Raw genomic sequence first — 26613 nt, 5'->3', positions numbered from 1 at the left:
TTGAAAATACTCCGAGGACATCTGCTCAATGCCAGGCAATGGCCCGCCGATCGGCCTTGGCGTCGATTTCGGCACGACAAACAGCGTCGTCGCGCTCGCTTATCCCGGCGGCCATGTCGAGAGCCTGACCTGGCCCTCGGCTTTTGGCGCGACTGATACTTTCCGCACCGCGCTGATGTTCTGGCGCGAGGGGCGCAAAATCGCCCATGCCGCTGGGCCGGAGGCGATCGCCCGCGCCATCGCGCAAGAGGGCGAGCAAAGATTCATCCAATCGATCAAGACGCATCTGGCGAGCCCGCTCTTCACCGAGACGCGGCTTTATGGCCAGCGCTTCACCATCGAGCAGCTTGTCGCGACTTTTCTCGCCGCGCTTTTTAACCAGGATTCGCTCCGAGGCGCGGCTCCCATGGCGATCGCCGCCGGGCGGCCGGTGGTTTTCGCGGGGGAGCGGCCCGATGAAGAGCTGGCGGTGGCGCGGCTGAAAGCGGCCTATGCATTGGTCGGCATGGAGAAAATCGACTTCGCCTTCGAGCCGCTGGGCGCCGCCTATTGGTATGCGCGCAAGCTCCAGGGCGAGGAAGTGGTCCTCGTCGCGGATTTTGGCGGCGGCACCAGCGATTTTTCGGTTCTGCGCTTTTCCCGCAAGGAACAGAACCTAGAGGCGCTGGCGCTGAGCCATGGCGGCGTCGGCATCGCCGGCGATACGTTCGATTTCCGCCTGATCGACCATGTCGTCTCGCCAAGGCTCGGCAAGGGAACCTCCTATCGCTCGTTCGAAAAGCTGTTGCCGATCCCTGCCTATTTTCACGCTTCCTTCGCGCAATGGCATCAGCTCTCCTGGCTGAAATCGGCGCAGACGCTTGGCGAATTGCGCAAGCTCGCGGCGAGTTCGGAGGTCCCGCATATGCTGGAGGATCTCATCGCCTTGATCGAGCATGACCTCGGCTTCGAGCTTTACCGCGCCATCGGCGATTTGAAAGCGCGGCTGTCGGTGTCTGATGAGGCCCGGTTTGTCTTTTCCCGCGAAGGCATCGAGATCGACGCCGCGGTGACGCGCCAGGATTTCGAGGCCTGGATCGCCGGCGATCTTGAGAAAATCAGCCAGGCCATGGACCGGGCGGTGGCCGAGGCGGGGCTGACATTCGCCGATATCGACGCGGTGTTTTTGACCGGCGGGACATCATATGTGCCCTCGGTCCGGGCGCTGTTTCTGGACCGCTTCGGCGAGGCGCGAGTGCATATCGGCGACGCGTTTCAATCGGTAGCGTCCGGGCTGGCGTTGATCGCCGCGGACCGGGCGGGGGCTGAAGGGGTGACGATCCTGACCTGAAAGGGCGAGGATGGGTTTGAATTTGGTCCGCTTCGCGCCATGACGCGGACATCTTTCGTTTCAGCAAAGCCCTCATCCGGGGGTATGCTGACGTCTAAATATTTCATTCTAGCTATCCTGGGATTGCCAGGTATTCAAGACGTGTTTTCGCCGCACATATACTTAACCATAGTGTGATTCCTGCACCAATAAAATGCGCCATAAGCAAAATAAAATTCACCAGGAGTACGAATACGTCGAGCGCTCTGATGATGTTGTTGGGGTCGGTAATCGCTATCCCAGGAGGCTGTGATACTGTCTTCGCTATTAATAATGACAGGCTCATGCCAACCCCCGTAAAAGATATGAATACTCCCAAGAGACCTAAGAGTATGCCAGTGCGTAAAAACCAAAAGGCGGTGCTGCGCTTTCGGGTAAAATATGAATCTGGTCTTACGGCGATTTTCTTGGCGGCCCGCGTGTAATAGAATGCCAATAAGACCGTAAAACATAAAAGCAAAAATCCATAGCCTCCCCAATAAATGCCATCGCTAAACCCCGCCGAGCCAGGGCTGAATGCACGTCCGGAGGTGGCAAACGCCAATAATAGCGCGGAAATGAAGGCGAACACGAACTGTAGCCAGAACTCGATCCAGCCGAAGAGCCGTAGATTATTCGCTAAGTCTTGCACCATCTTGGACGCAATTAAGGATTTCCTTTCCCCTAAAATAAGCTCACGCGATTCTTGCTGCCCAGATGGCGGCATGCCGTTTGCCGTGCCAGAGCGTATGAATATATTCAGGCTGACGATGGCGACATGCACACAAATTAATCCAACCAATACAAACGCCACGACGCCATGTATTGCCCCAAAAAAGCTGGCCAAAGTTACGTCGACCACGCCCCAGACAGGCAGAGAGAGGCCCCAGAATTGTATGGGCGTCGCGCTGAAAACAGCCTGGAGGTATCCACTAACAATCATCAAGGTGAAGGAAACATATATAAATACATATAAAGCGTTGGCTAATAGCTTTTTCCACCGCGAAAATTCATTCGGAAAGGATGGAGGTTTGAATATGATCTGCAAGAAGATCTGAATGGAAAGCAATAATGCGCTCGTAAGACCAAATGACATATGTAGGTCTAATAGAAAGCTCCGCGACAAGGCTGTCGGTGGCATATTTTTAATATACCAACCTGATCCAAATAAAATGAAGATCGTAAGAGCCAATATCCAATGGATCAGAATGAATGAGAAACTGTAGCGTGCGGTCGTTGAGCGCATAGCAAAATTTCCTGGTTGTCGCGATAAAGGGATTGCGCGGGAAAATCAGGCTGCACATCGGGCCAGTGGAATCGGCTTATAATAGATGCAAACTTATACCTTTGCGTCATTAACTGCTGAACTAGGGCTCGTCGCCGTCGCAGAAGTAGGGCGCGTGGACGAAGTCGGATGTGCGTTTTTTCGGCGTTGAATGAGCCTAGCGAGAGTTTCCTCTGTTTCGGGACCTGCAGCCGGCCAGCCTGCATCCCCAAAAAACACCCCGATTGAAATCTCCGCGATTCGGCGCCACATTGATACAGCGTCCAGGCCTGTGCCCGGCGCCCAAAGAGGATCGACGCCCTGAACCCCACGATACTTGCAGGGGCGGCCAAAAAGCCGCTTCACCCGGTCAGCGGTCCAACTGGACCCGATTCCGGCCCTCTCGTGCGGACCGTTCTGACGAGTCTCGAAGATCTTAAAGCCGAGGACATCGTCTCCATCGACCTGCACGGCAAAACCTCCCTTGCCGACGTCATGATCATCGCGACCGGCCGCTCCAACGTTCACGTCGGAGCCATCGCCGATCGCGTGATCGAGGCGTTCAAGCAAGCCAACCATAAGGCGCCCCGCGCCGAAGGGTTGCAGAATTGCGATTGGGTCCTGATCGATGGGGGCGACGCCATCGTCCACATCTTCAAGCCCGAGGTCCGGCAATTCTACAATCTCGAAAAAATGTGGGGCGTCGGCCGGCCGGGCGAGTTGCGCGCCGTCTGATCCGGCGCGATGCGGCTTTTGCTGATCTGCGTCGGGCGGTCCAAGCCCGGCCCGGAGCGCGACCTCGCCGCGCGTTATATAGAGCGCGCCGGGGCGGCCGGGCGGAGCGTCGGCTTTACTGGCGTTGATCTTTGCGAACTTGACGAAAGCCGCGCCCGCCGCGCCGAGGATCGCAAGGCGGAGGAGGCCAAGGCGATTCGAGCGCGGCTCCCGCCGGGAGCGGAAGTGATCGCCTTCGACGAGCGCGGCAAGACGCTTTCGAGCCGGGACTTCGCCCGCCATCTTGGCCAAAGCCGCGATCACGGCATTGGCGCCGCTGCGCTGATCATCGGCGGGCCGGATGGCCTCGCCCCCGATTTGCGCGCCGGCGCTGCGTTGGCGCTCTCGTTTGGCGCGATGACCTTTCCGCATCAATTGGCGCGGATCATGGCCGCCGAGCAGATTTATCGGGTGGCGACGATCCTCGCCGGCCATCCTTATCATCGCGATTGAGGATTTTGCCGCGCTGGCGCCATTTTCCACTGATGTGATGGACAAGTTGCGGCAAAAGAGAGTTTTAGCCATTCAAGCGGCGCTTTGCGGAACCGGTTCATCGAGAGCGGCGGGCCTCGCGATGGCGCTCGCCTCGTCATTGGCGCCGCTGCACCTTGCGTCCTTCACGTTTCTTGCGCCGATAGCGCTGGCCGCGCAAACCGTCCAGCCCGCGCCTAGTCAGACTGCGCCGCCGCCAGCCGCCGATCCCAAGGCGTCGGAACTCACCAGCCATCGGCTGGAGCTGCGCGGGATGCAGGATTCGCTCGACGCGTCGCAGGAGCAGCGCCGCAGAATCGAATCTGAGATCGCCTCGATCCGCACCGACCGGGGAAAGCTTACCGCGGCGCTTGTGGACATGACGCGGAGCGTCAGTGCGACCGAAGCCAAGATCGGCGAGGCCGAGGCGCGGCTTGAAACCTTGACCGGAAGCGAGGAGGCGATCAAGCGCTCCCTTTTGAGCCGGCGCGGGGTGATCGCCGAGATACTCGCCGCATTGCAGCGCATGGGCCGCAAGCCGCCGCCGGCCTTGCTCGCCGCGCCGGAAGACATGCTCCAGGCGATTCGCACCTCCATGCTGCTTGGCGCCGTGCTGCCGGAAATGCGCGCCGAAACCGAGGCGCTCGCCGCCGATTTGTCGGATCTTTTGCATTTGCGCCAATCGATCGCGGCCGAGCGCGATGCGCTTTCAAGCGATGTCAGGAAGCTGCGCCTCGATCGCCAGCATCTCGCGGCCCTCGTCGACGCCCGGCAATCGGCGCTGTCCGCCGCCGAACAGGCGCTCGGCGCCGAACGCGAGCGCGCCGCCCAACTCGCCAAGCAGACCGCCAGTCTCAAGGATTTGATCGCCAGGATGGAGAGCGAGGTCGCCGCCGCGGCCCGGGGCGCAGAGGCGGCGCGCAGGTCCGACGAGGCGCACAAGGCGATAGCGATGGCGCCTCCGGACGTCCGGCGGAAAGCCGCGCTCGCGCCATTCAAGGATCCGGCGCGGCTTGCTCCCGCCAATGCCTTCGCCGAGACCAAAGGCCTGCTGCCGCTTCCGGTCGCCGGCGCGCTTCAGCGCGGCTTTGGCGCTCCGGACGGCTTCGGCGGGGCCGAGAAAGGAATGCTCATCGCGACCCGAGCCGAAGCCATTGTCGCCTCTCCCTGCGACGGTTGGGTTGCTTTCGCCGGTCCCTATCGCACTTATGGACAACTCTTGATCATTAACGCGGGGCAAGGCTATTATATTATTCTTGCCGGGATGGACCGGATCAACGTAAACGTAGGCCAGTTCATTCTGGCCGGAGAGCCGGTCGCGCTCATGGGCGATGGGTCGGCCAAGACGGCTGCGGCCATTGCCATTGGCGCAGCGCAGCCTATTCTCTATATAGAATTTCGTAAAGACGGGGCGGCGATCGATCCGGGCCCATGGTGGGTGAAGCCGGAATTGCAAAAGGTTCGCGGATAATGCGCAAGGTCTCTCTACTGGTGCTCGGCGCCTTTTTGGGCGCGTCGATGGTCACGCTTGGGACCAGGACGACATGGCTCTTTTCCGAGGGATCGGCTCGCGCCGCGGCCTCCGACACCTACCGCAACCTTAATCTTTTCGGCGATGTCTTCGAAAAGATCCGTTCGGATTATGTCGAGAAGCCGGACGAGCAAAAGCTCGTCGAATCGGCGATCAACGGCATGTTGGGCTCGCTCGATCCGCACTCGAGCTATATGGACTCCAAGAGCTTCCGCGACATGCAGGTTCAGACCCGCGGCGAGTTTGGCGGGCTGGGCATTGAAGTCACCCAGGAAGACGGCATGATCAAAGTCGTCACGCCGATCGACGACACGCCGGCCTCGCGCGCCGGGATCTTGTCCGGCGACATCATTAGCGCGATCGACGACGAAAACGTTCAGGGCTTGAGCCTTAATCAGGCGGTCGACAAGATGCGCGGCGCGCCGAATACCTCGGTCGTTCTCAAAGTCCTGCGTGGCCCAAACAAGGACCCGCTTGACGTCAAGCTCACCCGCGCCGTGATCCAGATCAAGTCGGTTCGCGATCGCCTGGAAGGCGACGACATCGGCTATATCCGCATCACCCAGTTCAATGAACAGACATATGACGGGGTCCATAACGCGATCCAGAAATTCCTGGCGGAGATCCCCGCCGATAAGTTCAAGGGCTATATTCTCGACCTCCGCAATAATCCCGGCGGTCTGCTCGATCAGTCGATCGCAGTTTCCAACGCTTTCCTCGATCGCGGCGAAATTGTCTCGACGCGCGGCCGCAACGCCGATGAATCGATGCGCTACAACGCCCGTCCGGGCGATTTGTCCAAAGGCAAGCCCTTGGTCATCCTGATCAATGGCGGCTCCGCCTCGGCTTCTGAAATTGTCGCCGGGGCGTTGCAGGATCACAAGCGCGCGACCATCCTTGGCACGCGCTCCTTTGGCAAAGGGTCGGTGCAGACCATCATTCCGCTTGGCCAGAACAATGGCGCGGTGCGGCTGACGACGGCGCGCTACTACACCCCATCGGGGCGGTCGATCCAAGCCAAGGGCATCGATCCGGATGTGATCGTGCTGCAGGATGTGCCGGATGAACTGAAGGGCAAGGATGACACCAAGGGCGAGGCTGCGCTCAAGGGCCATCTGAAGAATGGAGAGGATGAAAAGGGCGGTTCGCAAGCCTTTGTTCCGGCCAACCCCAAGGACGACAAGCAATTGATCGCCGCCGTGGAGATCCTGCGGAGCGGGCCAAAGGCGTTGAACAAGTTCACCTCGGCGCCAGCGAATGAACCTGTCAAGGTCCCGAATTAGCGCTCTCTGATTCCGCTGAATCTGAAAGCGCTCTAGCAAAAGGGCCGCACGGCGTCGTGCGGTTCCTGCTTTTCAGAGTTTCGAGCGAAGCGGATGCCGGTTGGCGTTAAAATGTAAGAATAGCAGAACGACGGATTCAGGGGCTCAACATTTTCCGGGCTCGACGGCGGCTCTATCGGCGCATGGCCTTTGCCCCAGCGTGACATTTCAGATTTGGGCGCGCTGAATTCCCTCCGGCGCGCTTGTTTGTTTTGATCAATCGATTGAGAGCCTGATTGGCCTAACTCCAAGTGGCCGCGTTCTGGATGCTCGGCTTCAGGAGGCGGTTCCATCGTCTGGTCGCGAAGCCGCACCTGAGCCCAGCTGGTGGGCTCCCCTCCGGGGCTTGCGGCGCCTTAAATGGCGATTTTTGTTGCATCGCGCCGAAAATTTCTCGATGCGCTCGTCGCGCGGAACGGCGCGCCTCCGTGATTGGAGGGGTTGGCCTGCGTCAGTCGCTCGCTTTAGAATATAGGTGGCATAGCGCTTGCGGCCATTTGGGCGCCGGCGGCGACAATGCGAGAGGCAGATCGTTGGTTTGCCGTGAGGTTATCGGTAATGCAATTTGGAAATTATCGTCCCTGTGTCGGGATCATGTTGCTCAATCGGGACGGGCTGGTTTTTGTCGGGCGCCGCCGCAACAAGAAAGTGCCGGAGCATTTGCGCCAGGGACATGAATGGCAAATGCCGCAGGGCGGGATCGACGTAGGCGAAGATCCGTTTCAGGCCGCCTTGCGGGAGCTGCGCGAGGAAACCAATGTCCTGTCCGCGACGCTGCTCGCTGAATCGCCTGAGTGGTACACTTATGATCTTCCCGCCGAATCCTTGAGAAAATCCTGGAGAGGCCGATTTCAGGGCCAAAGACAAAAATGGTTTGCTCTGCGTTTTGATGGCGAGGAAAGCGAGATCGACATTGAAACGCCTGCTGGCGGTCAAAAGCCTGAATTCGACGCGTGGCGATGGGAGTCGATCCACCGCCTCGTCGAACTGATTGTTCCTTTCAAGCGCCCGGTCTATGAGGAGGTTGTTCGAACCTTCGGTCATCTCGCCGGGCCGCAACAGGCTTCGAGATCAGACTCTTGATGCTCGGCGAATTTGTTTCGGATTGAGCGGCAAGGCCGGCGCGGCTTGACAGTCTGTAAGTGGAAGCGCATCGTCACAAATCCGTAATAATATAATTTTGCACCTCGCATTTATTGACATCGCTTTCAATTTCGGAGCTTCAAATGCCCGATTCTGATTGTCGACATCGGATGACGGCCCTTCACGTTTTGGCGCACCGTTCAATCTGCGTGCTGCCAGGCGCCTGGCGCGAGAGAATCGCCGAACGATTTCTGCGCCGTCCGGGCGCGCCGGGGCCAGCCTCAGAGCACGTGGTGCAATATCTGATTGGCGCGGCGCGGCTGAAAGGCGGTGCGCGCAAGCCGCCGGAAACCGCCGTCATTCAGGGCGCGGACCATTTCTACGATCGACAGTATCGCCAATATCTCAACGCTGTAATGGGCGCCTTCGCCATGACCGCCTTCCAGGCGCTTGCGGCAAGCGGCGGAGCGCCTCGCGGCTGGCTCTGGCTGCGCCGCCGCAAGGTTTATCCTGCGCTGTTAGAACAGATTGCAGGGGCGCCGCCGATCGTCGTGATCGATCGCCAAACCGTGGCCGCGCCCATCCTGCTGCCGGAGCCGCAGGACTTGAAAGAAAGCGCCGAGATCATGCGCTGGCTTGCCGGAGGCGCCATGCCCGAGCGCTTTCGGCGGATCGTCGCGGGCGAGGAGGTCCGCTGCGCGGAATTGAAGGTGATCGCACGGGAGCGGAGCGCCGACGGCGCCGTCTTGGAGCTTGTGGACGCCGCAATCGCCAGCAAGCGCCTCGCGCTTCTCGCTTTGCACCCGCACGATCCTGACGCTATGGGGCTTCACATTTCGCTATTTGGAGTCGAGGCGCTCCAACCCGACCGACTGGAAAGGGATTATGGTTTGGCCTCGACGGAGCTAGATCCGCATCGAAAGGCCGCGCGCCAGGCCGGCGGAATGCTGGTTTTCTGCGTCGGCGGCACGGAGGAAGTCTTCACCCAGTGCTCACAGAATCTTTTCGTTAAACGGCCCTCGACCGAGCCTGCTCGGCAACGTCCCGCAATGCCCGACGCCTGGCATCCAGGCCTGCCTCTGGAACGCTTGCTCGAGTCTCAATTTGAGACGATTCAGGTCACCGTCTCTGCCAGCGGATTGCCTGGCGCGTCGCCACGCAACGGCGATGTTGGCAAGGCGGCGTTTGTCGGGCGCCGCCGCGGGCGTTTGTTCGTCCTCATTCCATATCATCCTGGAAACTCGATCCACGGCCACGCCGCTAAGCTGTGGTCCAATCCTTACGGCGCGGTGGTCATCTCGGACGACCATCGCGCCTTGAGTCGCGTTGTCGCTTCTGGACCTTGTCGGTTCATCGGTCACGAGCGTCTGAAGCGGGACTTTCCGTCGATCGCCGCGCGGTGCGCCGCGCACCGCGTTTGCCAAAAAATGCGGGCGCCCGATCCGGAATATTGGTTCCTGCAGGAGGTCGCGGAGCTTGTGCAGCAGCGCGAGCCGCTCGCCGCAAACGCCCTCGATCGCGTAAGGCCGGCATGCAGCATCGCTGCGGGCGGCGAGGCGCACCACGGCAAGAAGCCGGCCTATTTTGCCGCCGACCTCGTGCAAAGCTACGATCAGGAACTGCAGCACGAACGGGAGGCCGCCGGACGGCCGGTCTGTCCCGCGGGAGTAGATCACCGTCAGTGGCTTGAAAAGGTGCGCGAGGCCCTGAGCGCTCGACAAAAGCATCTTCAATCGGCGCTCGACGCCTCCAATCAAATGACCCAGGACTTGCCAATGGCCAAGTGACTATTAGGACGTAAAAGGCGGCCGATCGATCGAAGCGCGGGAAGCAACTGCGATCGGCAATGCCGCCGTCTGACAATGCGCCCGCGGGAAGCATCGGCCAGCGCAGGGGCGGCTCGCGTCTATTTCGGCGCGAGCACCATGACCATCTGGCGGCCTTCCATCGAGGGTTCGGCCTCGACCTTGGCGATGGTCACGGTTTCCGATTTCACGCGCTCGAGCAGGCGGAAGCCAAGATCCTGATGCGCCATCTCGCGGCCGCGGAAGCGCAACGTGACTTTGACTTTGTCGCCCTCTTCGAAAAACCGGCGAACGGCTTTCATCTTGGTGTCGTAGTCATGTTCATCTATGCCCGGACGCAGCTTGATCTCTTTGATTTCGACGATCTTCTGTTTCTTCCGGGCTTCGGCGGATTTCTTCTGCTCGAGGAAGCGAAATTTACCATAATCGAGGATTTTGCAGACCGGGGGATTGGCGGTCGGAACGATCTCGACGAGATCAAGTCCCGCTTCATCGGCCGATTGCTGCGCTTCTAGCGTTTCCACGACGCCGCGGTTCTGGCCTTCGGCATCGATTAATTGGACTTCACGAGCGCGGATTTCACGGTTGATGCGTGGCCCGTCCTTCTGCGGAACCGGGGGAGCTTTCATCGGACGGCGAATGGCTTAGTCTCCTTTGTGTTGACTGATCGAACCCGGCAAGATTGCGAATCATTGGACTTTCCGTCGCAAGAATTGGCGGACCCGGATGAAACATCGGTTCATTGCCGCGCGAAGTCAATAAAAACACGTTATTTGCGTTTTCGCGCGCGGCCCCACCCGCGCAAGCGCCGCCAACGCAAGCGGTTCAAGCAAAAAACATGCGCATGATTCTTGGCGTTTTTGTCGCGGTCCACGCGGGAATATTCGAATTTTCGGAGGGTGAAGCCCGATTGCGTTGGCAAGCCGACGCAATTCTGTGCGGGTTGTTGCATCCCGCTTCATGTTGACTGACAACTGGCCGCAATATGATGGATTGGAATCCGTCCCGAGCTCGTTGAAGTTGCGCAGTTCCTTTCGATCGGCGGGACCGATCTGATCGGGAGCCGTTCTCTAGCCATCCGATGGTCCCTCATCCCCTCCAAGGGCCGCCCGATAGGCGTCGAGGGTTTCGAGGCCGACCTGCTCCAGAGAAAAATGGCATTCGGCATGGGCGCGCGCTCGCAAGGAAAGCTGGTCCCGCGCCGTCGCGCCAAGGCTCAGCGCGGCGGTGAGCGCCCCCGCCAGCGCCGTGGCGTCCCCCATCGCGACCCGCCAGCCGGTCCGCAGGGCGGCGTCGATCTGGGGCGGCGCAAGGACAGCCTCGGCCGATGCGCCCTGATCGGCGACGATGACCGGGGTTCCCATGGCCTGGGATTCGACCGCAATTCCGCTGAAGGCTTCCGGCCGCGTCAAAGGCGCGACCACGACCGCAGCGGCGAGAAGGGCCGCCGGCATATCCGCGCAAGGGCCGACGCGGCGCACGAGGTCGCTTAGCTGGGCCTTGGCGATCGCCCGGTCGATTTCAGCGCCAAGGCGCCCTCTGTGCTCGTCGCCCGCCAGAATGAACCTTGTTCCTGTGAGGCCTCGGGCCAGCAACAGACGGGCCGCCTCAACCAAAACCTTGTGTTCATTGCCGGCAGCGACGCTCGCGGCGAGCAGCACGATCGATTCGTCAGCGGCGACCGACCAGGCGCGCCGCACGACCTGAACGCGGGCTGGCTGGACAGCTTTCGGCGCGAAAATACGGCAATCGACGCCGCGCGGGATAACCCGGATTTTTCCTTCCGCCGTAGGATAAAGCTTCGCGATGAGGCCAGCGGCGAACAGTGAATCGGCGATGATCGCGTCGCCCTGCGCCATGACCGAATTATAGCGCGCGTCGAGTGCGTTGCCGCCGGCGTAAGCGCCATGAAAACTGGTGACGAATGGCGTCTTCGTCAGGCGTGTCGCGCCATAGGCCACCCAGGCCGAGGCGCGAGAACGGGCATGGACGATATCGACCGTTTCGGCTTCGATCAGACGGGCGAGGCGGCGAATATTCAAAACCATTCCGAATGGATTTTTGGCGTCTGCCGGAAATGGGATGAAAACGCCGCCCTTGGCCTGCAATTCGCTCACCATCCGGCCGCCGCGGCTGGCGACAAGGGCTATGGCGCCGACCCGGCTGAGCGCCGCGGCGATTTCGATCGTCGATCGCGCGGCCGAGCCTGGGCGCAAGTCCGGAACGATTTGAAGCACGGTGAGTCCAGCGAGCGGATGCGTGACCTTGTCACGGAAGGATGATCCGGATGCTGGCGACATTGACTGAGACTGCGTTTATTGAACCCAGGCTGCAAGACCGAACCGCGAAACTTTGAGAAAATCATGAACCGAGCATGAAGAACTCGAGTCCTCCCATTACGGAGCCGCAGCCGCAAATGCTGAGCGCCAATGGCGCGCCCAGACCGGACTTTCTTGTGGTCGGGGGAGGGCCTCTGGCGCGCCGCATCGCCTATATGCGCCGATCTGCGCATGGCGCTGGTGCAGGCCGGCCGGGTATTTTTTGGCTCGGCGGGTTCGGATCCGACATGAATGGGCGCAAGGCGACCCGCCTCGATCGCGCCGCGGCGGAGGCGGGGCGGGCCTGTCTGCGCTTCGACTATTCCGGGCACGGCCAATCCGAGGGGCGATTCGAGGCGGCGACGGTCGGGATGTGGCTTGAGGAGAGCCTTGCCGCGCTGCGCGATTTAAGCGAAGGCCCGCAAATATTGGTCGGCTCGTCGATGGGCGGTTGGCTGGCGCTTCTCGCCGCGCGGGCTTTTTACGCGAGCGGGGAGGCGGAAAGGCTCAAAGGCTTGGTCCTGGTCGCCCCGGCGGTCGACTTTACCGAAGTGCTGCTCTGGGGCGCGATGCCTGTCGAAGCGCGGGCCGAACTCGAAGCGACAGGCGTCTGGCGGCGTCCTTCGGCCTATTCGGCAAAACCCTATCCGATCGCCAAGGCGCTGATCGATGAGGGCCGCAACCATCTGCTCTTCGAGACGACGATCCGCAGCCATTGCCCCGTTCATATTCTGCAAGGCATGCAAGATGAGGACGTTCCCTGGCGCCACGCCCTGAAACTCGTCGAACATCTGCCCGCCGACCCGGTGAGCCTGACGCTCATCAAGGACGGCGATCACCGGCTTTCGCGCGAGGAGGATTTGGCGCGGCTATGGGCAGCCATAGAGGCGATGGGGTGAGTTTTTTGGCGTTGGGAGTCTGATGATCGAATTGCGCGCCTAGAGCGCTTTCAGTTTCCGCGGAATCAGAAAGCAGCTCTAGGCCTTTGTTCAGTCGCATTTTCTTAACGCGAACCGGCATCCACTTAGCTAAACGGGGCGTCAAGCGTAACCTTGAGATATGTTTCAAAGGTGGCCAGCGCCCCGTGCGAGAAATAGTCCCACACGGAAACGCGTTCTCTGACTGGCGGAAGCATTCGAGCTCCGCGTGGAAAAATTACTTCTTGCGGGCTTTGCGGGCGGCGTAGCGTTCATCCCGCGCCGCCTTGCGGGCGGCCTCATCCGCGATGACGCGGGCGGCGAGTTCGGCCAGCGCCGCTCCTTTTGCGGCCTTCTCTGCGGCCTTTGCTTCCTCGGCGGCGATCCGCTCGGCTTCCAAAGCGGCTTCGCGTTCGGCTTTTTCAGCGGCCTCGCGGGCGAGTTGCTCCTTTTTGGCCTCCGCGCGCTGGGCGTCCCTTATTTCCCGCGCCTCGCGGATCGCCTTGCGCTCGGCCTCCCGCGCGATGACGGCTGGGTCGTCCGGCGCCGGTCTGGCGCGAAATTTAGCCAATCGCGCGGCGACCGCATCGGTGGCGGCGCTGCGGCGTTCAGTAAAGTTTTTTTCTCTAAAATGGCTCAATGCTCGCCTTCTGTTTCTTCCGTTGCTGGTGGCGCTAACATGCAACTTGGCGCGCCCGGATTCAACCCGAAATCCCCGGCTCGGCTTTTATCCGCCGGTCATAAGCGCCTCTCTCCATTGTCGCGCCGCCAACTTGGAGCGACATCAGGCGCTCCCCCTTGAGGCAATAGGCTGGTGATCCATATCTTTTTCAGCGTATCGATCGGGAGGCCGCCATGACATCGCCGCCAGACAAGCCCGCAGAGGTGATGCCGCGCGGCGTTCTTCTGACCATTGTCGGCGTCATAGGCGTCACCGCCCTTTACGGCTTTGCGCAGCGCACGATCGATTATGGGGTCCCCAAAATCGACGTCCCGATCGTCGGAGAATGGCGAGCTGAAGGCAAGTCGTGGCGCATGGCGTTTTACGCGGACAAGAGCCTCGAAATGAATGCCGACTCCGCCCAAACAGCCTCGAACGAAACCAGCGGCGCGCAGGCGAGTCTTTCCGGTCCGGGGAAATACTGGCTGGGGCTGAATGGGAAAGTCGCGATCAAGTTGAGGAACGGCAAAGTGCTTAACGCTGTGTGGAAACCGATCAGCCCTAATCGTTTCGACCTCATCGACGTGGACACCGAAGGCGTGACGACCTTCGACCGGGTGTCCGAGGCCGCTCCCAAATAGGAATTTTCGGAAAAATCCATCATGGCGGCGATGAGCCTTCGGCCGATCCGATTTTCGCGGATCCGTCTGCCGTTTCCGAGCGCGCCGACTTCTTGCCGTCAAGCGTGGAAGGATGATAAGCCCGCCCCTTGAGCGATGGGCGCCGGCCCCCCATATCCATCGCGCCCTTCCCACCCGAAACCGTTGCGAGATAGCGATGAAACTAAGGTTCCGATCAGATGCTCCCAAAGAGGTCACGGGCAAGGAAATGATTTTCGTGACCGTCGGCGTCATTGCCGTCATTGGTCTTTATGGCGTCGCCGCGCGGCAAAGCATTCACAAGGCCGCCACCGTGAATGTTCCGATCGTCGGGGAATGGCAGGCTGAAGGAAAGCCCTGGCGCATTGCCTTTCGCCCGGACCATACGGTCGACATGAATTCCACCGGCTCCACGCGGCCCGGCGCCTCGGAACCCAGCGCTCAGGATGCGAGCCTTTCAGGACCTGGCGCCTATTCCCTCGAGCCCGGCGGCATGCTCAAAATCAAGATGAAGAATGGCCGAACCTTCATGGCGGAGTGGAAGGCGATCAGCCCTAATCGCTTCGACCTCATAGAGGGAGACACCGGCGGGGTGACGACTTTCGACAAGGCGCCGGGGCCAGCGGCGCCTCAATAGGCCGAGGGCGGCGCCATCTCGACAAGCCCAAGCGTCTCGTGTAGAGCAGCCCTTCCAACTGAAAACAGCGTGATAAAACGCTCGCCGGAAAAATCCGGCGGAACGGCAAGGCATTAAGTCATGAACATTATCGCGGAACTCGAGGCCGAGCAGGCCGCCAAGTTGTCGGCCGGCAAGACCATTCCGGCGTTTCAGCCGGGCGACACGGTCATCGTCAACGTCAAGGTGAAGGAAGGCGAGCGAACCCGCGTGCAGGCCTATGAAGGCGTGTGCATCGCCCGCAATGGCGGCGGCCTCAATGAGAGCTTCACCGTCCGCAAGATTTCCTATGGCGAAGGCGTCGAGCGGGTGTTCCCGATTTACTCGCCGAATATCGATTCGATCAAGGTCGTGCGGCGCGGCAAGGTCCGCCGCGCGAAGCTCTATTATTTGCGCGATCGCCGCGGCAAATCGGCCCGCATCGCGGAAAAGATGGAATCTCCGGCGGCGAAGGCCGCGCGCGAGGCTGCCAAGAAGGAAGCCAAGGCCGCGGCCAAGAAAAACGCCGCGACGCCTGCTGAATAGGCCCCGCGCTGCAAGGGCAAGGGATGACCGACGAGGAGGACGCTGATCCGGGTCCCGCGTGGGACAGCGAATTCGCCGCCGGACTCATCGGAAAATATGTCATCGCCGGTTTCATTTATCTTGAGCCGGATGGCCGGACGGTGCGCGAGCGGGTGCAGGCGCATGGCGTCATCACCGACGTCGCTGCTGCTACGGGATTCGTTCTTTCGCTCCGAGGCAAGCGCCTCGGCGAGACTCTGACGCTGCCGCCCAATACGAGGGCCTTCGCTAAGGCGAGTCCAGGACGCTACCGCCTGAAGAGCGTCGATGAGGTCGTGTACGATCCCGACTATACGAGTCTTTGGACCATCACTCTGCCTGTCCTGCATTAGGCGGGAGGGCTGCAACGCATGATCCCATCAGGATCATGCGCCAATGCAAGCAAGCGGCTTATCCGATGACTTGGAGCGACCCTTCGCCGCTAGGATGACCCTCTAAAACACGAAATCGGCAAGGCAGAGCCTATGGGATCGCCTTCGCCGCCGTGTAGAAATGTTGAACGATCGCATCCCAAAGATTTTGAGGCTTGTTCTTCCGGCATTCGACGACAAGTTTTCCGATCGGACGCTTGAAGCTTTCAACCGTTACATCGGCGGCCTCCGGCTTGGCCCCTTTGTGGAAGCCTTCCATCCAATAGACAACCTGCGGCTGGGCGTTCTTAGGGACCTGAAGGAAATCGCTGCATGTCCACTCATCCGGAGTTTTGGCCTCTACAGGAGTCATGAGCGCAGAGATGGCCATCGCAGTAGCTCCGGCGACGAACAAAAGACCTGACGCTTTCTTATTCATCTGATTTCCTCCCCTTGATTTTTGCCCTTGAATTTTCGCGTGGTTCAGCGCCGCTGAGCCGCGGATCACCAAGCACGCGCTTCACAATAGCCCGCATGCAGTATCGATCAAGCTGTTATGATCCAATCCGTCAGCCATCATGGGCAGGAAATTGATCAGAATGGTTTATCGCGTCTTTTCGACGCTAACCGGGCATTTGCTTCGCTCGAAGATGCTCAGCGCAAAGCTATTCGTCGCCATCTTGCCTCGATGCGCCGCGTAATCGCCTTCACCCGGGCCTCATGCGCCGCCCAGAAGGCCAGACTCACCGCCGCCGTCCTGATCCTCGGCCCCCGCTTGGCCGCCTGAACCCGGGGCGCCGCGAGATCATAAACAAAGGGAGCGGATGCGCTTGCCGCGAAGGGCGAGCCGATGGCGGCCAAATGCGCCCGCGCCCGACCGCAATAGGTTATGGAGAGCGGCGACATCAGCTCTTCGCCATGGCCGGCCCGATATTTCATCAAGGCGCGGCACAAATCGCCATTGGCCAGGCGCCACGCCTCGGCGAGATAGGCTACGCCATAGTGAATGTTTGTTTCAGGCTTGGCCAGTTCGCTCAAATCGCCCTTGAAGCCCAGCATGGCCGCCGTGCCAGGCCGGATCTGCATGAGGCCGATCTCGCCGACGCCGCCTATGGCGCCGGGGTCATATCCGCTCTCGATCGCCGTGACGGCGTCGGCTATGTCAGGCGGCAGGCCAGTCTTGTCGGCCTCTCGTTTGAGAATTCCGCGATAGGTTTTCCGCGCATCTGTCGGCTCCCTCGCCGCGCCAGCGGTCTCGTTACTCCTGCTTTCGACCTTATCCTGGTTCGGCTCCGGCAATCTCTCCGGTCGGCGGACAGGCAGCGGCGCGCTCTCGGCAAGCGGAAGCATGTCCGCTCCAGCTTGCGTCCCGACGCCAGCGCAAAGAAACGCCGTCAAGGAAAAGGCAGCGGCTTTGCCGGACGACACAAGACCCCCGTGGCTCGAACAGGGCGATGATAGCGCCAAAAAGTTTAAAAGGATCTGTCTGTATTGACCAAAGGGCCTTTTTTCCTGTTCCGCTTCATCGTAAAAGCCATGATCCGTCCGTTCCATTGCCAAAGGAGCCGCCATGACAGCGATCGTCGACATTGCCGCACGTGAAATTCTGGATAGCCGCGGCAATCCCACCGTCGAGGTCGATGTCACTCTGGAAGATGGGTCGACCGGCCGAGCCGGCGTGCCTTCGGGGGCGTCGACCGGTGCGCATGAAGCGGTCGAATTGCGGGACGGCGATAAGACGCGATTTGGCGGCAAGGGCGTCCTCAAGGCGGTCGAGAATGTCAATCGCGATATTTTCGAGGCGCTGAGCGGTCTCGACGCGGAGGACCAGGTCAAAATCGACGCGACCATGATCGCGCTTGACGGCACGCCGAACAAATCCAAGCTCGGCGCCAACGCCATCTTGGGCGTTTCCCTCGCGGTCGCCAAGGCCGCCGCCGATGTCTCGGGCCTGCCGCTCTATCGCTATATTGGCGGGGTTCAGGCTCGGGTCCTGCCGGTTCCCATGATGAACATCATCAATGGCGGCGCTCACGCCGACAATCCGATCGATTTTCAGGAATTCATGATCCTGCCCGTCGGGGCGCCGTCCTTGAAGGAAGCGGTGCGCTGGGGCTCGGAAGTTTTTCACGGGCTTAAAGCCGCGTTGAAAAAAGCTGGCCAGAACACCAATGTTGGCGATGAAGGTGGTTTTGCGCCCAATCTGCCTTCCGCCGAGGCTGCTCTGGATTTTATCGTCAAGGCGGTGGAGGACGCTGGCTTCAAGCCGGGCGCGGACATCGCCCTCGGGCTCGATTGCGCCGCGACCGAGTTCTTCCACGACGGCAAATATGTTTATGCCGGCGAGAACAAGACCAGGGCTCTGGAGGAGCAGGCGCAATATCTCGGCAAGCTCCTCGCAAACTATCCGATCGTCACCATCGAGGACGCCATGTCCGAGGATGATTGGGAAGGGTGGAAAATCCTGACCGATCTCATCGGCGGCAAATGCCAGCTGGTCGGCGACGATCTTTTCGTCACCAATGTCGAGCGGCTGTCGCGCGGAATCGCCGGAGGCTTCGCCAACTCGATCCTGGTCAAGGTCAATCAGATCGGCACGCTGACCGAAACGCTCGACGCCGTCGATCTTGCGCAGCGCGCCGGCTATACTGCGGTGATGTCGCACCGCTCCGGCGAAACCGAGGATTCGACGATCGCCGATCTCGCGGTCGCGACCAATTGCGGGCAGATCAAGACCGGCTCGCTTGCCCGCTCGGACCGGCTCGCGAAATATAACCAGCTGATCCGCATCGAGGAGGAGCTGGGCGCGCAAGCCCGCTATGCCGGCCGGGGCGCCTTGAAGGCTTTGGCGTAACCGACAGCCGTTCGTCGTTCTGGTACGAGCTTCGCCAGAACATGTTTCGGTGGACGAGGACCAGCGCTGCATCGCTAGAGCATAATGTCGTCCGAAAAGTGGAAACCATTTTCGGGCGACATCATGCTCTAACTCTTTGATGAGAGGCGGATTTAAGACTTTGGACGAGATCGCGTTGCGATTCCGTCCAAAATCATCCGGCTCTAGACCTCCAAGCTTTTTGTCTCTCGGGCAGCTCTATTTGCTCACCAGTTTTTGGCGCGACGCCTTGAGTTCTTCCTGGCCCATGCAGGCGACGCCCAAGGGTCCATTTGCCGGCATCCGCCTCTTCACCGGGCGGAATTCGGCGGCGTTCGTCGTCGGGGTTGTCGCGACTGATCCCCGCAGGCCAGGCAAGCGCGCGGCGGCTCCGGCGCAATGAATTTGGCTGCGTTCGACTGGCGCATGCTCGCGACGGGGACGATCTTCATCGCGACCTTGGCGGGCGTGGCTCTCGGCCGGGCGCCTGGACTGCGAATCGACCGCGCCGGCATGGCGCTCGTCGGCGCGGCCCTTATGCTGGCGATTGGCGCGCTCAGTCTGGAAGACGCATTAAGAGCGGTCGATCTCGAAACGATCGCCTTGCTTCTTGGCATGATGATCATTGTTGCGCAGTTGCGGCTGTCCGGATTTTTCGAGCTTGCCGGCCGATTCGCGATCAAGCGCGCGCATGGACCGTTTCGCCTGCTAGCCGCGATCGTCATGGTCACTGGGTTTTTCTCCGCCTTTCTCGTCAATGACGTCATCTGTCTGGTGATGGCTCCGCTTGTAATCGACGTAGCCCGCGCCTTGCGCCGCAATCCAGCGCCATACCTGCTGGCGGTGGCGATGGCCTCAAATGCTGGCAGCGTCGCCACTTTTACCGGCAATCCCCAGAATATGATCGTCGGCGTCGCCTCCGATATTTCCTATCTTGAATTCGCTCATAGGCTGGCGCCGATTGCTGTTGTCGCGCTTGCGCTGACGCTTGGCCTCATCCGTTTGCTTTTTCCAAGAGAATTTGCCGCTCCCTTCGAAACCGCTCCCGCCGAGCCGCGCCCGCGGCGCCATTTCCAGCAGATGGCCAAAGGCGCATTAATGACAGCCGGGGTCGTCGCTGGCTTTGTCGCCGGCGCGCCGGTCGCCAAGGTGGCGCTGATCGGCGGCGCGCTTCTGTTTCTGTCGCGTGCGGTCAAACCACAGAAGATCTATGCCGGAATCAATGGCGAACTTCTCTTGATGTTCGCCGGACTCTTTGTCGTTGTGGCCGCCGCCGAAAGGACGCTCCTGACGCCGGAAGTCGTGGCGGCTGCCCGGCAGCTTCATTTCGACAACGTCTGGGTCCTGTCGGGCGCGACGGCCGTCCTCTCGAACCTCGTCAGCAATGTTCCGGCGGTGCTCGTCTTGCAGCCCTTGGTCGCTGATCTGGCCAATCCGGATCGCGGCTGGCTGATCATCGCGATGAGTTCGACCCTCGCCGGCAATCTCACTCTGATCGGGTCCGTCGCGAACCTCATAGTTGTCGAGCAGGCAAGACGCGCCGGGGCAAAGATCTCATTTCTCGCCTATATGCGGGTGGGATTGCCGCTGACGTTGCTCAGCATCGGATTTGGCGCTTGGTGGCTCGCGCTTGAGCGTTAAGCAAACGCTAACCGCGATCGGCGATCCTCGCTGCATGGTTATCCACAGGCGCTGGCGCGCAATTCTCTACCCGCTTTTTCTCTACTGCGTCTCAGGCGCGGCCGGAGGCTATTTTGTCTGGCATGCGGTGAACGGCGAGCGCGGATTGAAAACCAAGGATGAATACGAGCATCGCATCGCAGCGCTGCGCGGTCAGTTGCAGGAGCTCAAGGAAGAGCGCGCCTTATGGGCGCACCGCATCGCCTTGATGAAGGGGGCGGCGATCGACCGTGATCTCCTCGAGGATCAGGCCCGCTCGCTTCTGGGGCGCGTCGACAAGAACGATCTTGTCGTGTTCCTTCCGCGACCGGCGAAATGAGATCTGGCGGTCTTGCCCTTATCTCCGCGCGCCTGCTTCGGCGCCATCCCCAAGAAGCCGCATCGCCCGCAGATTAAGTTCAAGGCTTGAAACAAAGAGATAGCGGCCATGATCGATGTGATTCGAAGAGTTCATGGTCGCAAAGCTCGCTTTCGGCGGTGAGCTGCGCTATTTTTCTCATCGCTCTTCTATCTGCCGCGCTCATTTCCAAGGGGCTTCTATGGCCGCCGCATCTTCCTCCGTCCGCGCCGAGGCCGCGCCGCGGAAAGCTCAAAACGCGCCCGAAGCGATCGCCTCTTTCACCACGGAGGAGGAGCTCGCCGCTTATCGCCAGATGCTGCTGATTCGCCGCTTCGAGGAAAAGGCGGGGCAGATGTATGGCATGGGTCTCATCGGCGGCTTTTGCCATCTCTACATCGGCCAGGAGGCGGTCGTTGTCGGCATGATGATGGCGGCGCGGGAAGGCGATCAGACCATCACCGGCTATCGCGATCATGGACATATGCTGGCCCGCGGCATGGATCCCAAAGGCGTCATGGCCGAACTGACCGGGCGGCGGGGCGGCTTGTCGAAAGGCAAGGGCGGCTCCATGCATATGTTCTCGAAAGCGAGCCAGTTTTACGGCGGTCATGGAATTGTCGGGGCGCAGGTTCCGCTCGGCACGGGACTCGCCTTTGCCGATCGCTATCGCAACAATGGCAACGTATCCTTCACCTATTTCGGCGACGGCGCGGCCAATCAGGGCCAAGTTTACGAGAGTTTCAACATGGCCGAGCTCTGGAAGCTTCCGGTCGTCTATGTCATCGAAAACAACCGCTACGCCATGGGCACTTCGGTGACGCGCTCTTCCGCACTGACCGATTTTTCAAAGCGCGGACAATCCTTCAACATTCCCGGCGAACAGATCGACGGCATGGACGTGCGCGCCGTGAAGGCCGCCGCCCTGCACGCGGCCGAATGGTGCCGCGCCGGCAACGGCCCGATCATCCTGGAGATGCAAACCTATCGCTATCGCGGCCATTCGATGTCCGATCCGGCGAAATATCGGTCAAAGGAAGAAGTGCAGAAAATGCGCGAGGAACATGATCCGATCGAACAGGTGCGGGCGCGCCTGCTCGCCGGCAAGCAGGCGAGCGAGGAAGACCTCAAGGCGATCGACGCCGAGATCCGGGCCATCGTCGCTCAGGCCGCCGACTTCGCCTCGCATGATCTGGAGCCGGATCCCGCCGAGCTATGGACCGACGTCTATAAATAGGCGGACGCTCGACATAGCAGGCGCTGAAGACCCTAAGGAAACGACATGGCGACCAATGTTCTGATGCCCGCGCTTTCGCCGACGATGGAACATGGCAAGCTCACAAAATGGCTGAAAAAGGAAGGCGACAAGGTCAAGTCCGGCGACATCCTGGCCGAAATCGAAACGGATAAGGCGACCATGGAGGTCGAAGCCGTCGATGAAGGCACGCTCGCCAAGATCCTTGTGCCGGACGGCGCCGACAATGTCGCCGTCAATACGCCAATCGCGGTGATCGCCGGCACCGGAGAAGACGCAACAATGGAGCCAGGTCCTTCCGCGCCGCCTGCCGATGGGCGAAAGAACGCCTCCACGGAAGGTGGAAGCCCGCAATCCGACGCCAAGACGGCCGCTGATTCGCCGCTCGCCCCAGAGGCGGCGTCGGGCGAGCCGGCGCAGCCTTCGGCCCCTGAGATTCCGGCCAAAACGGCCATGGCGACGATGACCGTGCGCGAAGCCTTGCGCGATGCGATGGCCGAGGAAATGCGCCGCGACGACAGCGTTTTCGTCATTGGCGAAGAGGTCGCCGAGTATCAGGGCGCGTATAAGATCACGCAGGGACTGTTGCAGGAGTTCGGCGAAAGGCGCGTGGTCGATACGCCGATCACGGAACATGGCTTCGCCGGGCTAGGCATCGGCGCCGCGATGGGTGGCCTGCGCCCAATCGTCGAATTCATGACCTTCAACTTCGCCATGCAGGCGATGGACCAGATTGTCAATTCCGCCGCCAAGACGCTCTATATGTCGGGCGGCCAGATGGGCTGTCCGATTGTCTTTCGCGGTCCCAATGGCGCTGCGGCGCGGGTGGCGGCGCAGCACAGCCAGGATTACGCCGCCTGGTATTCGCATATTCCGGGGCTCAAGGTCGTCGCCCCCTATACCGCGGCCGACGCCAAGGGCCTTTTGAAGAGCGCCATTCGCGATCCCAATCCGGTGATCTTTCTCGAAAATGAAATTCTTTACGGCCACAGTTTCGAGGTGCCGCAGATCGACGATTTCCTGGTCCCGATCGGCAAGGCGCGGATCGCCCGAGAGGGCAGGGACGTCACCATCGTCTCATTCAGCATAGGCATGGTCTATGCGCTCAAGGCGGCGGCGGAGCTGGAGCAGGCGGGCATCGACGCCGAAGTCATTGACCTGCGCACCATTCGACCGATGGACAGCGCCTTGATCGTCGAATCGGTCAAGAAGACCGGGCGCTGCGTCACCGTCGAGGAAGGCTGGCCGCAAAGCGGCGTCGGCGCCGAGATTTGCGCGCGGCTGATGGAGCAGGCTTTCGATTATCTCGACGCGCCGGTCATCCGCATCGCCGGCAAGGATGTCCCGATGCCCTATGCGGCGAACCTCGAAAAGCTCGCTTTGCCGAATGTGGAAGAGGTCGTCGCGGCGGCGAAAGCGGTTTGCTACCGATAAGTCCAAGGGTCGTTCCGCTCGAAATGTGAGCCTTTCCATGCCCGTCAACATTCTGATGCCCGCGCTTTCGCCGACGATGGAAAAGGGCAATCTCGCCCGCTGGCTGAAGAAGGAAGGCGACAAGATCAAGTCCGGCGACATTCTCGCCGAAATCGAGACCGACAAGGCGACCATGGAGGTCGAGGCGGTCGACGAAGGCGTCCTCGCCAAAATCGTCGTGCCGGACGGAACCGCCGATGTTCCGGTCAATGATGTCATTGGCGTCATCGCGGGCGAAGGGGAAGACGTTAGCGCCGCTCCCGCCAAGCCCTCCGTCGCTGAGGCTCCGATTGCGGCGCCGTCTCGCGAGGCTTCCCCAACCCCAACCCCAATTCCTTCAGCGCCTGGCGCCGCGCCGTCCACCGTCGCCGTCAACGGCCAATCCGGCCCGCGCATTTTCGCCTCGCCCCTGGCCCGGCGGATCGCCAAACAATCGGCGCTCGATCTTGCGACGATCGAAGGCTCCGGCCCGCATGGCCGCGTCATCGAGCGCGATGTGAAGGCGGCCCTCGCGCGGCCAAGGGCGCCAGCGCAAGAGGCGCTTCAGACTCCTCGCGCCCCAGCCTCGTTGCCCGTTTCCGGACCTTCAGACGAAACGATCAGGAAAAACTTCGCGCCGGGCTCTTTTACGGAAGTCGCGCATGATTCGATGCGCCAGACCATCGCCCGCCGTCTGGTCGAGGCGAGCCGGACGATCCCGCATTTTACTCTTTCGGTCGATTGCCGGCTTGACGCTTTGCTGGCCTTGCGGGAGGCGATCAATTCCGCCGCGCCAAAGGATGGCGACGGCGCGCCCGCCTATAAGATCTCGGTCAATGATTTCATCATCAAGGCGCTGGCGCTGGCGCTGATCCGGGTTCCGGACGCCAATGTGACCTGGACGGAAGCGGCCATGCTGAAGCATAAGCAGGCCGATGTCGGCGTCGCGGTGGCGATCCCCGGCGGGTTGATCACGCCGGTAATCCGGGCGGCGGAACGCAAGACCTTGTCGGTCCTCTCCAACGAGATGAAGGACTTCGCCGCCAGAGCCCGCGCCCGCAAGCTGAAGCCCGAGGAATATCAGGGCGGCACGGCCTCGGTCTCCAATCTCGGCATGCTGGGGATCAGGAATTTCTCGGCCATCATCAATCCGCCGCAGGCCTCGATCCTCGCGGTTGGCGCCGGCGAGCAGCGGGTAATCGTCAAGGATGGCGCGCCGGCGGTGGCGACCGTCATGACCGTGACGCTGTCGACCGACCATCGCGCGATCGACGGCGCGCTGGGCGCGGAGCTTCTGGCCGCATTCAAGGCGCTGATCGAGAGCCCGGTAGGGATGCTGGTTTAGAGCATTTTCGAGCGAAGTGGATACCGGTTCGCGTTAAGAAAATGCGGTAAAACAAAGACCTAGAGCTGCTTTCTGACTCCGCCGAAACTGAATGCGCTCTAAGGCATCGCGCGACGCGGATTTTGATGCGAGAGGCGAGCATGGCTGACCCTTACGACATCCTCATCATCGGCGGCGGACCGGGCGGCTATGTCGCGGCCATCCGCGCGGCGCAGCTCGGCTTCAAGACCGCCGTCGTCGAACGTGAACATCTCGGCGGGATCTGCCTCAATTGGGGCTGCATTCCGACCAAGGCCTTGCTCCGCTCGGCGGAGGTCTTTCACACCGCGACCCACGCCAAGGATTATGGCCTCGTGATCGAGGGCGCGGTCGGGTTCGATCCGGCCGCCGTGGTGAAACGCTCGCGCGCCGTCTCGGCGCAGCTCAACGGCGGGGTCGGCTTTCTGCTCAAGAAGAACAAGGTGGACGTGATCTGGGGCGAGGCCGCCATTTCCAAGCCCGGCGAGGTTCTGGTCGGCGCATCCAAAAAGCCGCCGATGGAGCCGCAAAACCCCATTCCAAAAGGAATCCTCGGGGCCGGGGCCTATCGCGCCAAAAACATCATCATCGCTACGGGCGCGCGGCCGCGCGCGCTGCCAGGATTGGAGCCAGACGGAAAGCTCATCTGGACCTATTTCGAAGCCATGGTCCCCGAAAAATTCCCGCAATCCCTCATCGTCATGGGATCGGGCGCGATCGGCATTGAATTTGCTTCCTTTTATCGGACGATGGGAGCGGAAGTGACCGTCGTCGAAATCCTGCCGCAAATTCTGCCCGTCGAGGACGCGGAAATCGCGGCTCACGCGCGCAAGCGCTTTGAAAAGCAGGGGATCAAGATTCTCACCTCGACCAAAGTGGCGAGGATCGAAAAGGAGCCTGACGGCCTGATCGCCACGCTCGAGGACGCCAAAGGCGGGAGCCTAACCCTTGCCGCCCAGCGCATGATCTCGGCGGTCGGCGTGATCGGCAATGTCGAAAATCTCGGTCTCGACTCATTGGGCGTGTCGATCGAGCGCGGCATTATCCAGACCGACGGGTTCGGGCGGACCAATGTCGCGAGCATTTACGCCATTGGCGATGTCGCCGGCCCGCCCATGCTTGCGCATAAGGCCGAGCACGAGGGCGTCATCTGCGTCGAGGCGATCAAGGGGCTCGATCCGCATCCTTTGGACAAGGCGATGATTCCAGGATGCACCTATTGCCATCCGCAAATCGCCTCCGTCGGCCTCACCGAGGCGAAGGCGAAGGAGGCGGGCTTCGATGTCAAGATCGGCCGCTTCCCCTTTATCGGCAATGGCAAGGCGATTGCGCTTGGCGAGCCCGATGGGCTCGTGAAGACGATCTTCGACGCGAAAACCGGCAGGCTTCTCGGCGCCCATATGGTCGGGGCCGAAGTCACCGAACTTATTCAGGGCTTCGTCGTCGCGATGAATTGCGAGACCACCGAAGCGGAGCTCATCAATTCGGTTTTTCCGCATCCGACCCTGTCGGAGACGATGCACGAGAGCGTCCTCGACGCCTACGGACGCGTGATCCATACTTGAATGAAGGAGCCGCTATTCCATCGGCAGCCAGTGGTCGCCGACCTTATGGTAGCGCTTCTTGACCGCCGCCCAGGCAATGCGGAAGGCGGCTTCCTCCTGACGCGGATCGCCGCGATGTTCGTCGTAAGCGCTGTTGAACGCCGCCCGAAAAATATCCTGCGCATGTGGCGGAAGGTGATCGCGCACGGCGGGTGGGAGATCCTCATTGACTGCGTAGGGCATCTGCCTCTTTGCCTTTCATGCATAAATCAATCGCGGCGTCACGCATGTGAAATCCAGAGCGGACTTCCTATGTTCGCTGGAACTCGGTGGATCTGACCCGTAGCGATCGTGCGTGGCGTCCGCT

General features: G+C 60.8%; 27 protein-coding genes. 20 read left to right on the top strand and 7 right to left on the bottom strand.

Going from position 1 to position 26613, the window contains the following annotated elements; all coding sequences use genetic code 11:
- The first annotated feature begins 28 nt into the window (after positions 1 to 28).
- The gene (locus DL86_RS02500; RefSeq protein WP_036257662.1) at positions 29 to 1330 is read left to right on the top strand and encodes an Hsp70 family protein; all 1302 of its coding nucleotides are present in this window, start codon (positions 29 to 31) and stop codon (positions 1328 to 1330) included.
- Positions 1331 to 1442: 112 nt separating this feature from the next.
- Here DL86_RS02500 and DL86_RS18520 read toward each other — a convergent pair whose 3' ends face one another.
- On the bottom strand, positions 1443 to 2594 hold the full coding sequence (locus DL86_RS18520) for a DUF3611 family protein (RefSeq protein WP_084572630.1): 1152 nt from the start codon (positions 2592 to 2594) through the stop codon (positions 1443 to 1445).
- Between the two features lie 423 nt (positions 2595 to 3017).
- Between DL86_RS18520 and rsfS the strand changes: the two genes are divergently transcribed.
- The 6 genes from rsfS to DL86_RS02465 all read left to right on the top strand — a co-directional run bounded on the left by rsfS (position 3018) and on the right by DL86_RS02465 (position 9580).
- Positions 3018 to 3347 carry a ribosome silencing factor gene (gene rsfS / locus DL86_RS02490; protein WP_036257660.1) on the top strand — a complete coding sequence of 110 codons (330 nt, stop codon included), beginning with the start codon at positions 3018 to 3020 and terminating at the stop codon, positions 3345 to 3347.
- A 9-nt stretch (positions 3348 to 3356) separates the two neighbouring features.
- A complete protein-coding gene (rlmH, locus tag DL86_RS02485) occupies positions 3357 to 3839 on the top strand; it encodes a 23S rRNA (pseudouridine(1915)-N(3))-methyltransferase RlmH (RefSeq protein ID WP_036257659.1) in 483 nt (160 codons plus the stop codon).
- Positions 3840 to 3960: 121 nt separating this feature from the next.
- Entirely contained in the window at positions 3961 to 5328 is a 1368-nt protein-coding gene (locus tag DL86_RS02480; protein WP_051952555.1) for a murein hydrolase activator EnvC family protein, read from the top strand.
- Positions 5328 to 6671: a S41 family peptidase gene (locus DL86_RS02475; protein ID WP_084572628.1), complete on the top strand. Its 1344-nt coding sequence runs from the start codon at positions 5328 to 5330 to the stop codon at positions 6669 to 6671. The genes DL86_RS02480 and DL86_RS02475 overlap by 1 nt, the downstream gene beginning before the upstream one ends.
- Positions 6672 to 7268: 597 nt before the next feature.
- The gene (locus DL86_RS02470) at positions 7269 to 7793 is read left to right on the top strand and encodes an RNA pyrophosphohydrolase (protein ID WP_036257658.1); all 525 of its coding nucleotides are present in this window, start codon (positions 7269 to 7271) and stop codon (positions 7791 to 7793) included.
- 143 nt (positions 7794 to 7936) lie between these two features.
- On the top strand, positions 7937 to 9580 hold the full coding sequence (locus DL86_RS02465; RefSeq protein ID WP_156964421.1) for a hypothetical protein: 1644 nt from the start codon (positions 7937 to 7939) through the stop codon (positions 9578 to 9580).
- A gap of 119 nt (positions 9581 to 9699) precedes the next feature.
- On the opposite strand, the gene infC is transcribed toward DL86_RS02465, so the two are convergent.
- Together infC and DL86_RS02450 are read right to left on the bottom strand one after the other, a co-directional pair.
- On the bottom strand, positions 9700 to 10227 hold the full coding sequence (gene infC / locus DL86_RS02460) for a translation initiation factor IF-3 (protein ID WP_036257654.1): 528 nt from the start codon (positions 10225 to 10227) through the stop codon (positions 9700 to 9702).
- A gap of 441 nt (positions 10228 to 10668) precedes the next feature.
- On the bottom strand, positions 10669 to 11898 hold the full coding sequence (locus DL86_RS02450; protein WP_036257651.1) for a glycosyltransferase: 1230 nt from the start codon (positions 11896 to 11898) through the stop codon (positions 10669 to 10671).
- A gap of 116 nt (positions 11899 to 12014) precedes the next feature.
- On the opposite strand from DL86_RS02450, the gene DL86_RS02445 reads away from it, so the two are divergent.
- Entirely contained in the window at positions 12015 to 12815 is an 801-nt protein-coding gene (locus DL86_RS02445; RefSeq protein ID WP_036258089.1) for an alpha/beta hydrolase, read from the top strand.
- Between the two features lie 256 nt (positions 12816 to 13071).
- Here the strand turns inward: DL86_RS02445 and DL86_RS02440 are convergent, their stop codons facing one another.
- Positions 13072 to 13473, bottom strand: a complete 402-nt coding sequence (locus DL86_RS02440; RefSeq protein ID WP_036258087.1) for a DUF6481 family protein — start codon at positions 13471 to 13473, stop codon at positions 13072 to 13074.
- A 215-nt stretch (positions 13474 to 13688) separates the two neighbouring features.
- Here DL86_RS02440 and DL86_RS02435 point away from each other — a divergent pair, with 215 nt between their 5' ends.
- The 4 genes from DL86_RS02435 (at position 13689) to DL86_RS02420 (ending at position 15725) form a co-directional block, all read left to right on the top strand.
- Positions 13689 to 14135 carry a hypothetical protein gene (locus DL86_RS02435; RefSeq protein WP_036257649.1) on the top strand — a complete coding sequence of 149 codons (447 nt, stop codon included), beginning with the start codon at positions 13689 to 13691 and terminating at the stop codon, positions 14133 to 14135.
- A gap of 196 nt (positions 14136 to 14331) precedes the next feature.
- Positions 14332 to 14790, top strand: a complete 459-nt coding sequence (locus tag DL86_RS02430; RefSeq protein ID WP_036257648.1) for a hypothetical protein — start codon at positions 14332 to 14334, stop codon at positions 14788 to 14790.
- Between the two features lie 120 nt (positions 14791 to 14910).
- The gene (gene rplS / locus DL86_RS02425) at positions 14911 to 15354 is read left to right on the top strand and encodes a 50S ribosomal protein L19 (protein WP_036257646.1); all 444 of its coding nucleotides are present in this window, start codon (positions 14911 to 14913) and stop codon (positions 15352 to 15354) included.
- Positions 15355 to 15377: 23 nt separating this feature from the next.
- Positions 15378 to 15725 (top strand): hypothetical protein, encoded by a 348-nt coding sequence (locus DL86_RS02420; protein ID WP_036257643.1) that lies wholly within the window; start codon positions 15378 to 15380, stop codon positions 15723 to 15725.
- A gap of 130 nt (positions 15726 to 15855) precedes the next feature.
- Here the strand turns inward: DL86_RS02420 and DL86_RS02415 are convergent, their stop codons facing one another.
- Together DL86_RS02415 and DL86_RS02410 are read right to left on the bottom strand one after the other, a co-directional pair.
- The gene (locus DL86_RS02415) at positions 15856 to 16251 is read right to left on the bottom strand and encodes an HdeA/HdeB family chaperone (RefSeq protein ID WP_245276192.1); all 396 of its coding nucleotides are present in this window, start codon (positions 16249 to 16251) and stop codon (positions 15856 to 15858) included.
- A gap of 146 nt (positions 16252 to 16397) precedes the next feature.
- Positions 16398 to 17093 (bottom strand): lytic transglycosylase domain-containing protein, encoded by a 696-nt coding sequence (locus DL86_RS02410; protein ID WP_084572656.1) that lies wholly within the window; start codon positions 17091 to 17093, stop codon positions 16398 to 16400.
- Between the two features lie 220 nt (positions 17094 to 17313).
- Between DL86_RS02410 and eno the strand changes: the two genes are divergently transcribed.
- The 8 genes from eno to lpdA all read left to right on the top strand — a co-directional run bounded on the left by eno (position 17314) and on the right by lpdA (position 26267).
- Entirely contained in the window at positions 17314 to 18597 is a 1284-nt protein-coding gene (eno, locus tag DL86_RS02405; protein WP_036257639.1) for a phosphopyruvate hydratase, read from the top strand.
- Between the two features lie 268 nt (positions 18598 to 18865).
- Entirely contained in the window at positions 18866 to 19018 is a 153-nt protein-coding gene (locus tag DL86_RS19585; RefSeq protein ID WP_156964420.1) for a hypothetical protein, read from the top strand.
- Positions 19015 to 20256 carry an ArsB/NhaD family transporter gene (locus DL86_RS02395; RefSeq protein ID WP_245276172.1) on the top strand — a complete coding sequence of 414 codons (1242 nt, stop codon included), beginning with the start codon at positions 19015 to 19017 and terminating at the stop codon, positions 20254 to 20256. Before DL86_RS19585 ends, DL86_RS02395 begins: the two co-directional genes overlap by 4 nt.
- Positions 20257 to 20290: 34 nt before the next feature.
- Entirely contained in the window at positions 20291 to 20614 is a 324-nt protein-coding gene (locus DL86_RS02390; protein WP_036258084.1) for an FtsB family cell division protein, read from the top strand.
- 220 nt (positions 20615 to 20834) lie between these two features.
- A complete protein-coding gene (gene pdhA / locus DL86_RS02385) occupies positions 20835 to 21869 on the top strand; it encodes a pyruvate dehydrogenase (acetyl-transferring) E1 component subunit alpha (RefSeq protein WP_036258082.1) in 1035 nt (344 codons plus the stop codon).
- 45 nt (positions 21870 to 21914) lie between these two features.
- On the top strand, positions 21915 to 23321 hold the full coding sequence (locus tag DL86_RS02380; protein ID WP_036257632.1) for a pyruvate dehydrogenase complex E1 component subunit beta: 1407 nt from the start codon (positions 21915 to 21917) through the stop codon (positions 23319 to 23321).
- 37 nt (positions 23322 to 23358) lie between these two features.
- Complete coding sequence (locus DL86_RS02375) at positions 23359 to 24684, top strand: pyruvate dehydrogenase complex dihydrolipoamide acetyltransferase (protein WP_036257629.1); 1326 nt, start codon at positions 23359 to 23361, stop codon at positions 24682 to 24684.
- 140 nt (positions 24685 to 24824) lie between these two features.
- The gene (gene lpdA / locus DL86_RS02370) at positions 24825 to 26267 is read left to right on the top strand and encodes a dihydrolipoyl dehydrogenase (protein WP_036257628.1); all 1443 of its coding nucleotides are present in this window, start codon (positions 24825 to 24827) and stop codon (positions 26265 to 26267) included.
- A gap of 12 nt (positions 26268 to 26279) precedes the next feature.
- Here lpdA and DL86_RS02365 read toward each other — a convergent pair whose 3' ends face one another.
- Positions 26280 to 26489, bottom strand: coding sequence for a ChaB family protein (locus tag DL86_RS02365; RefSeq protein ID WP_036257625.1), 210 nt, complete (start codon positions 26487 to 26489; stop codon positions 26280 to 26282).
- Positions 26490 to 26613 lie beyond the last annotated feature (124 nt).

The sequence above is a fragment of the Methylocapsa aurea genome, assembly GCF_000746085.1.
Taxonomy (GTDB): domain Bacteria; phylum Pseudomonadota; class Alphaproteobacteria; order Rhizobiales; family Beijerinckiaceae; genus Methylocapsa; species Methylocapsa aurea.
Note: the sequence above shows the minus strand (reverse complement) of the source record. Positions and strands in the feature narration are given on the sequence as shown.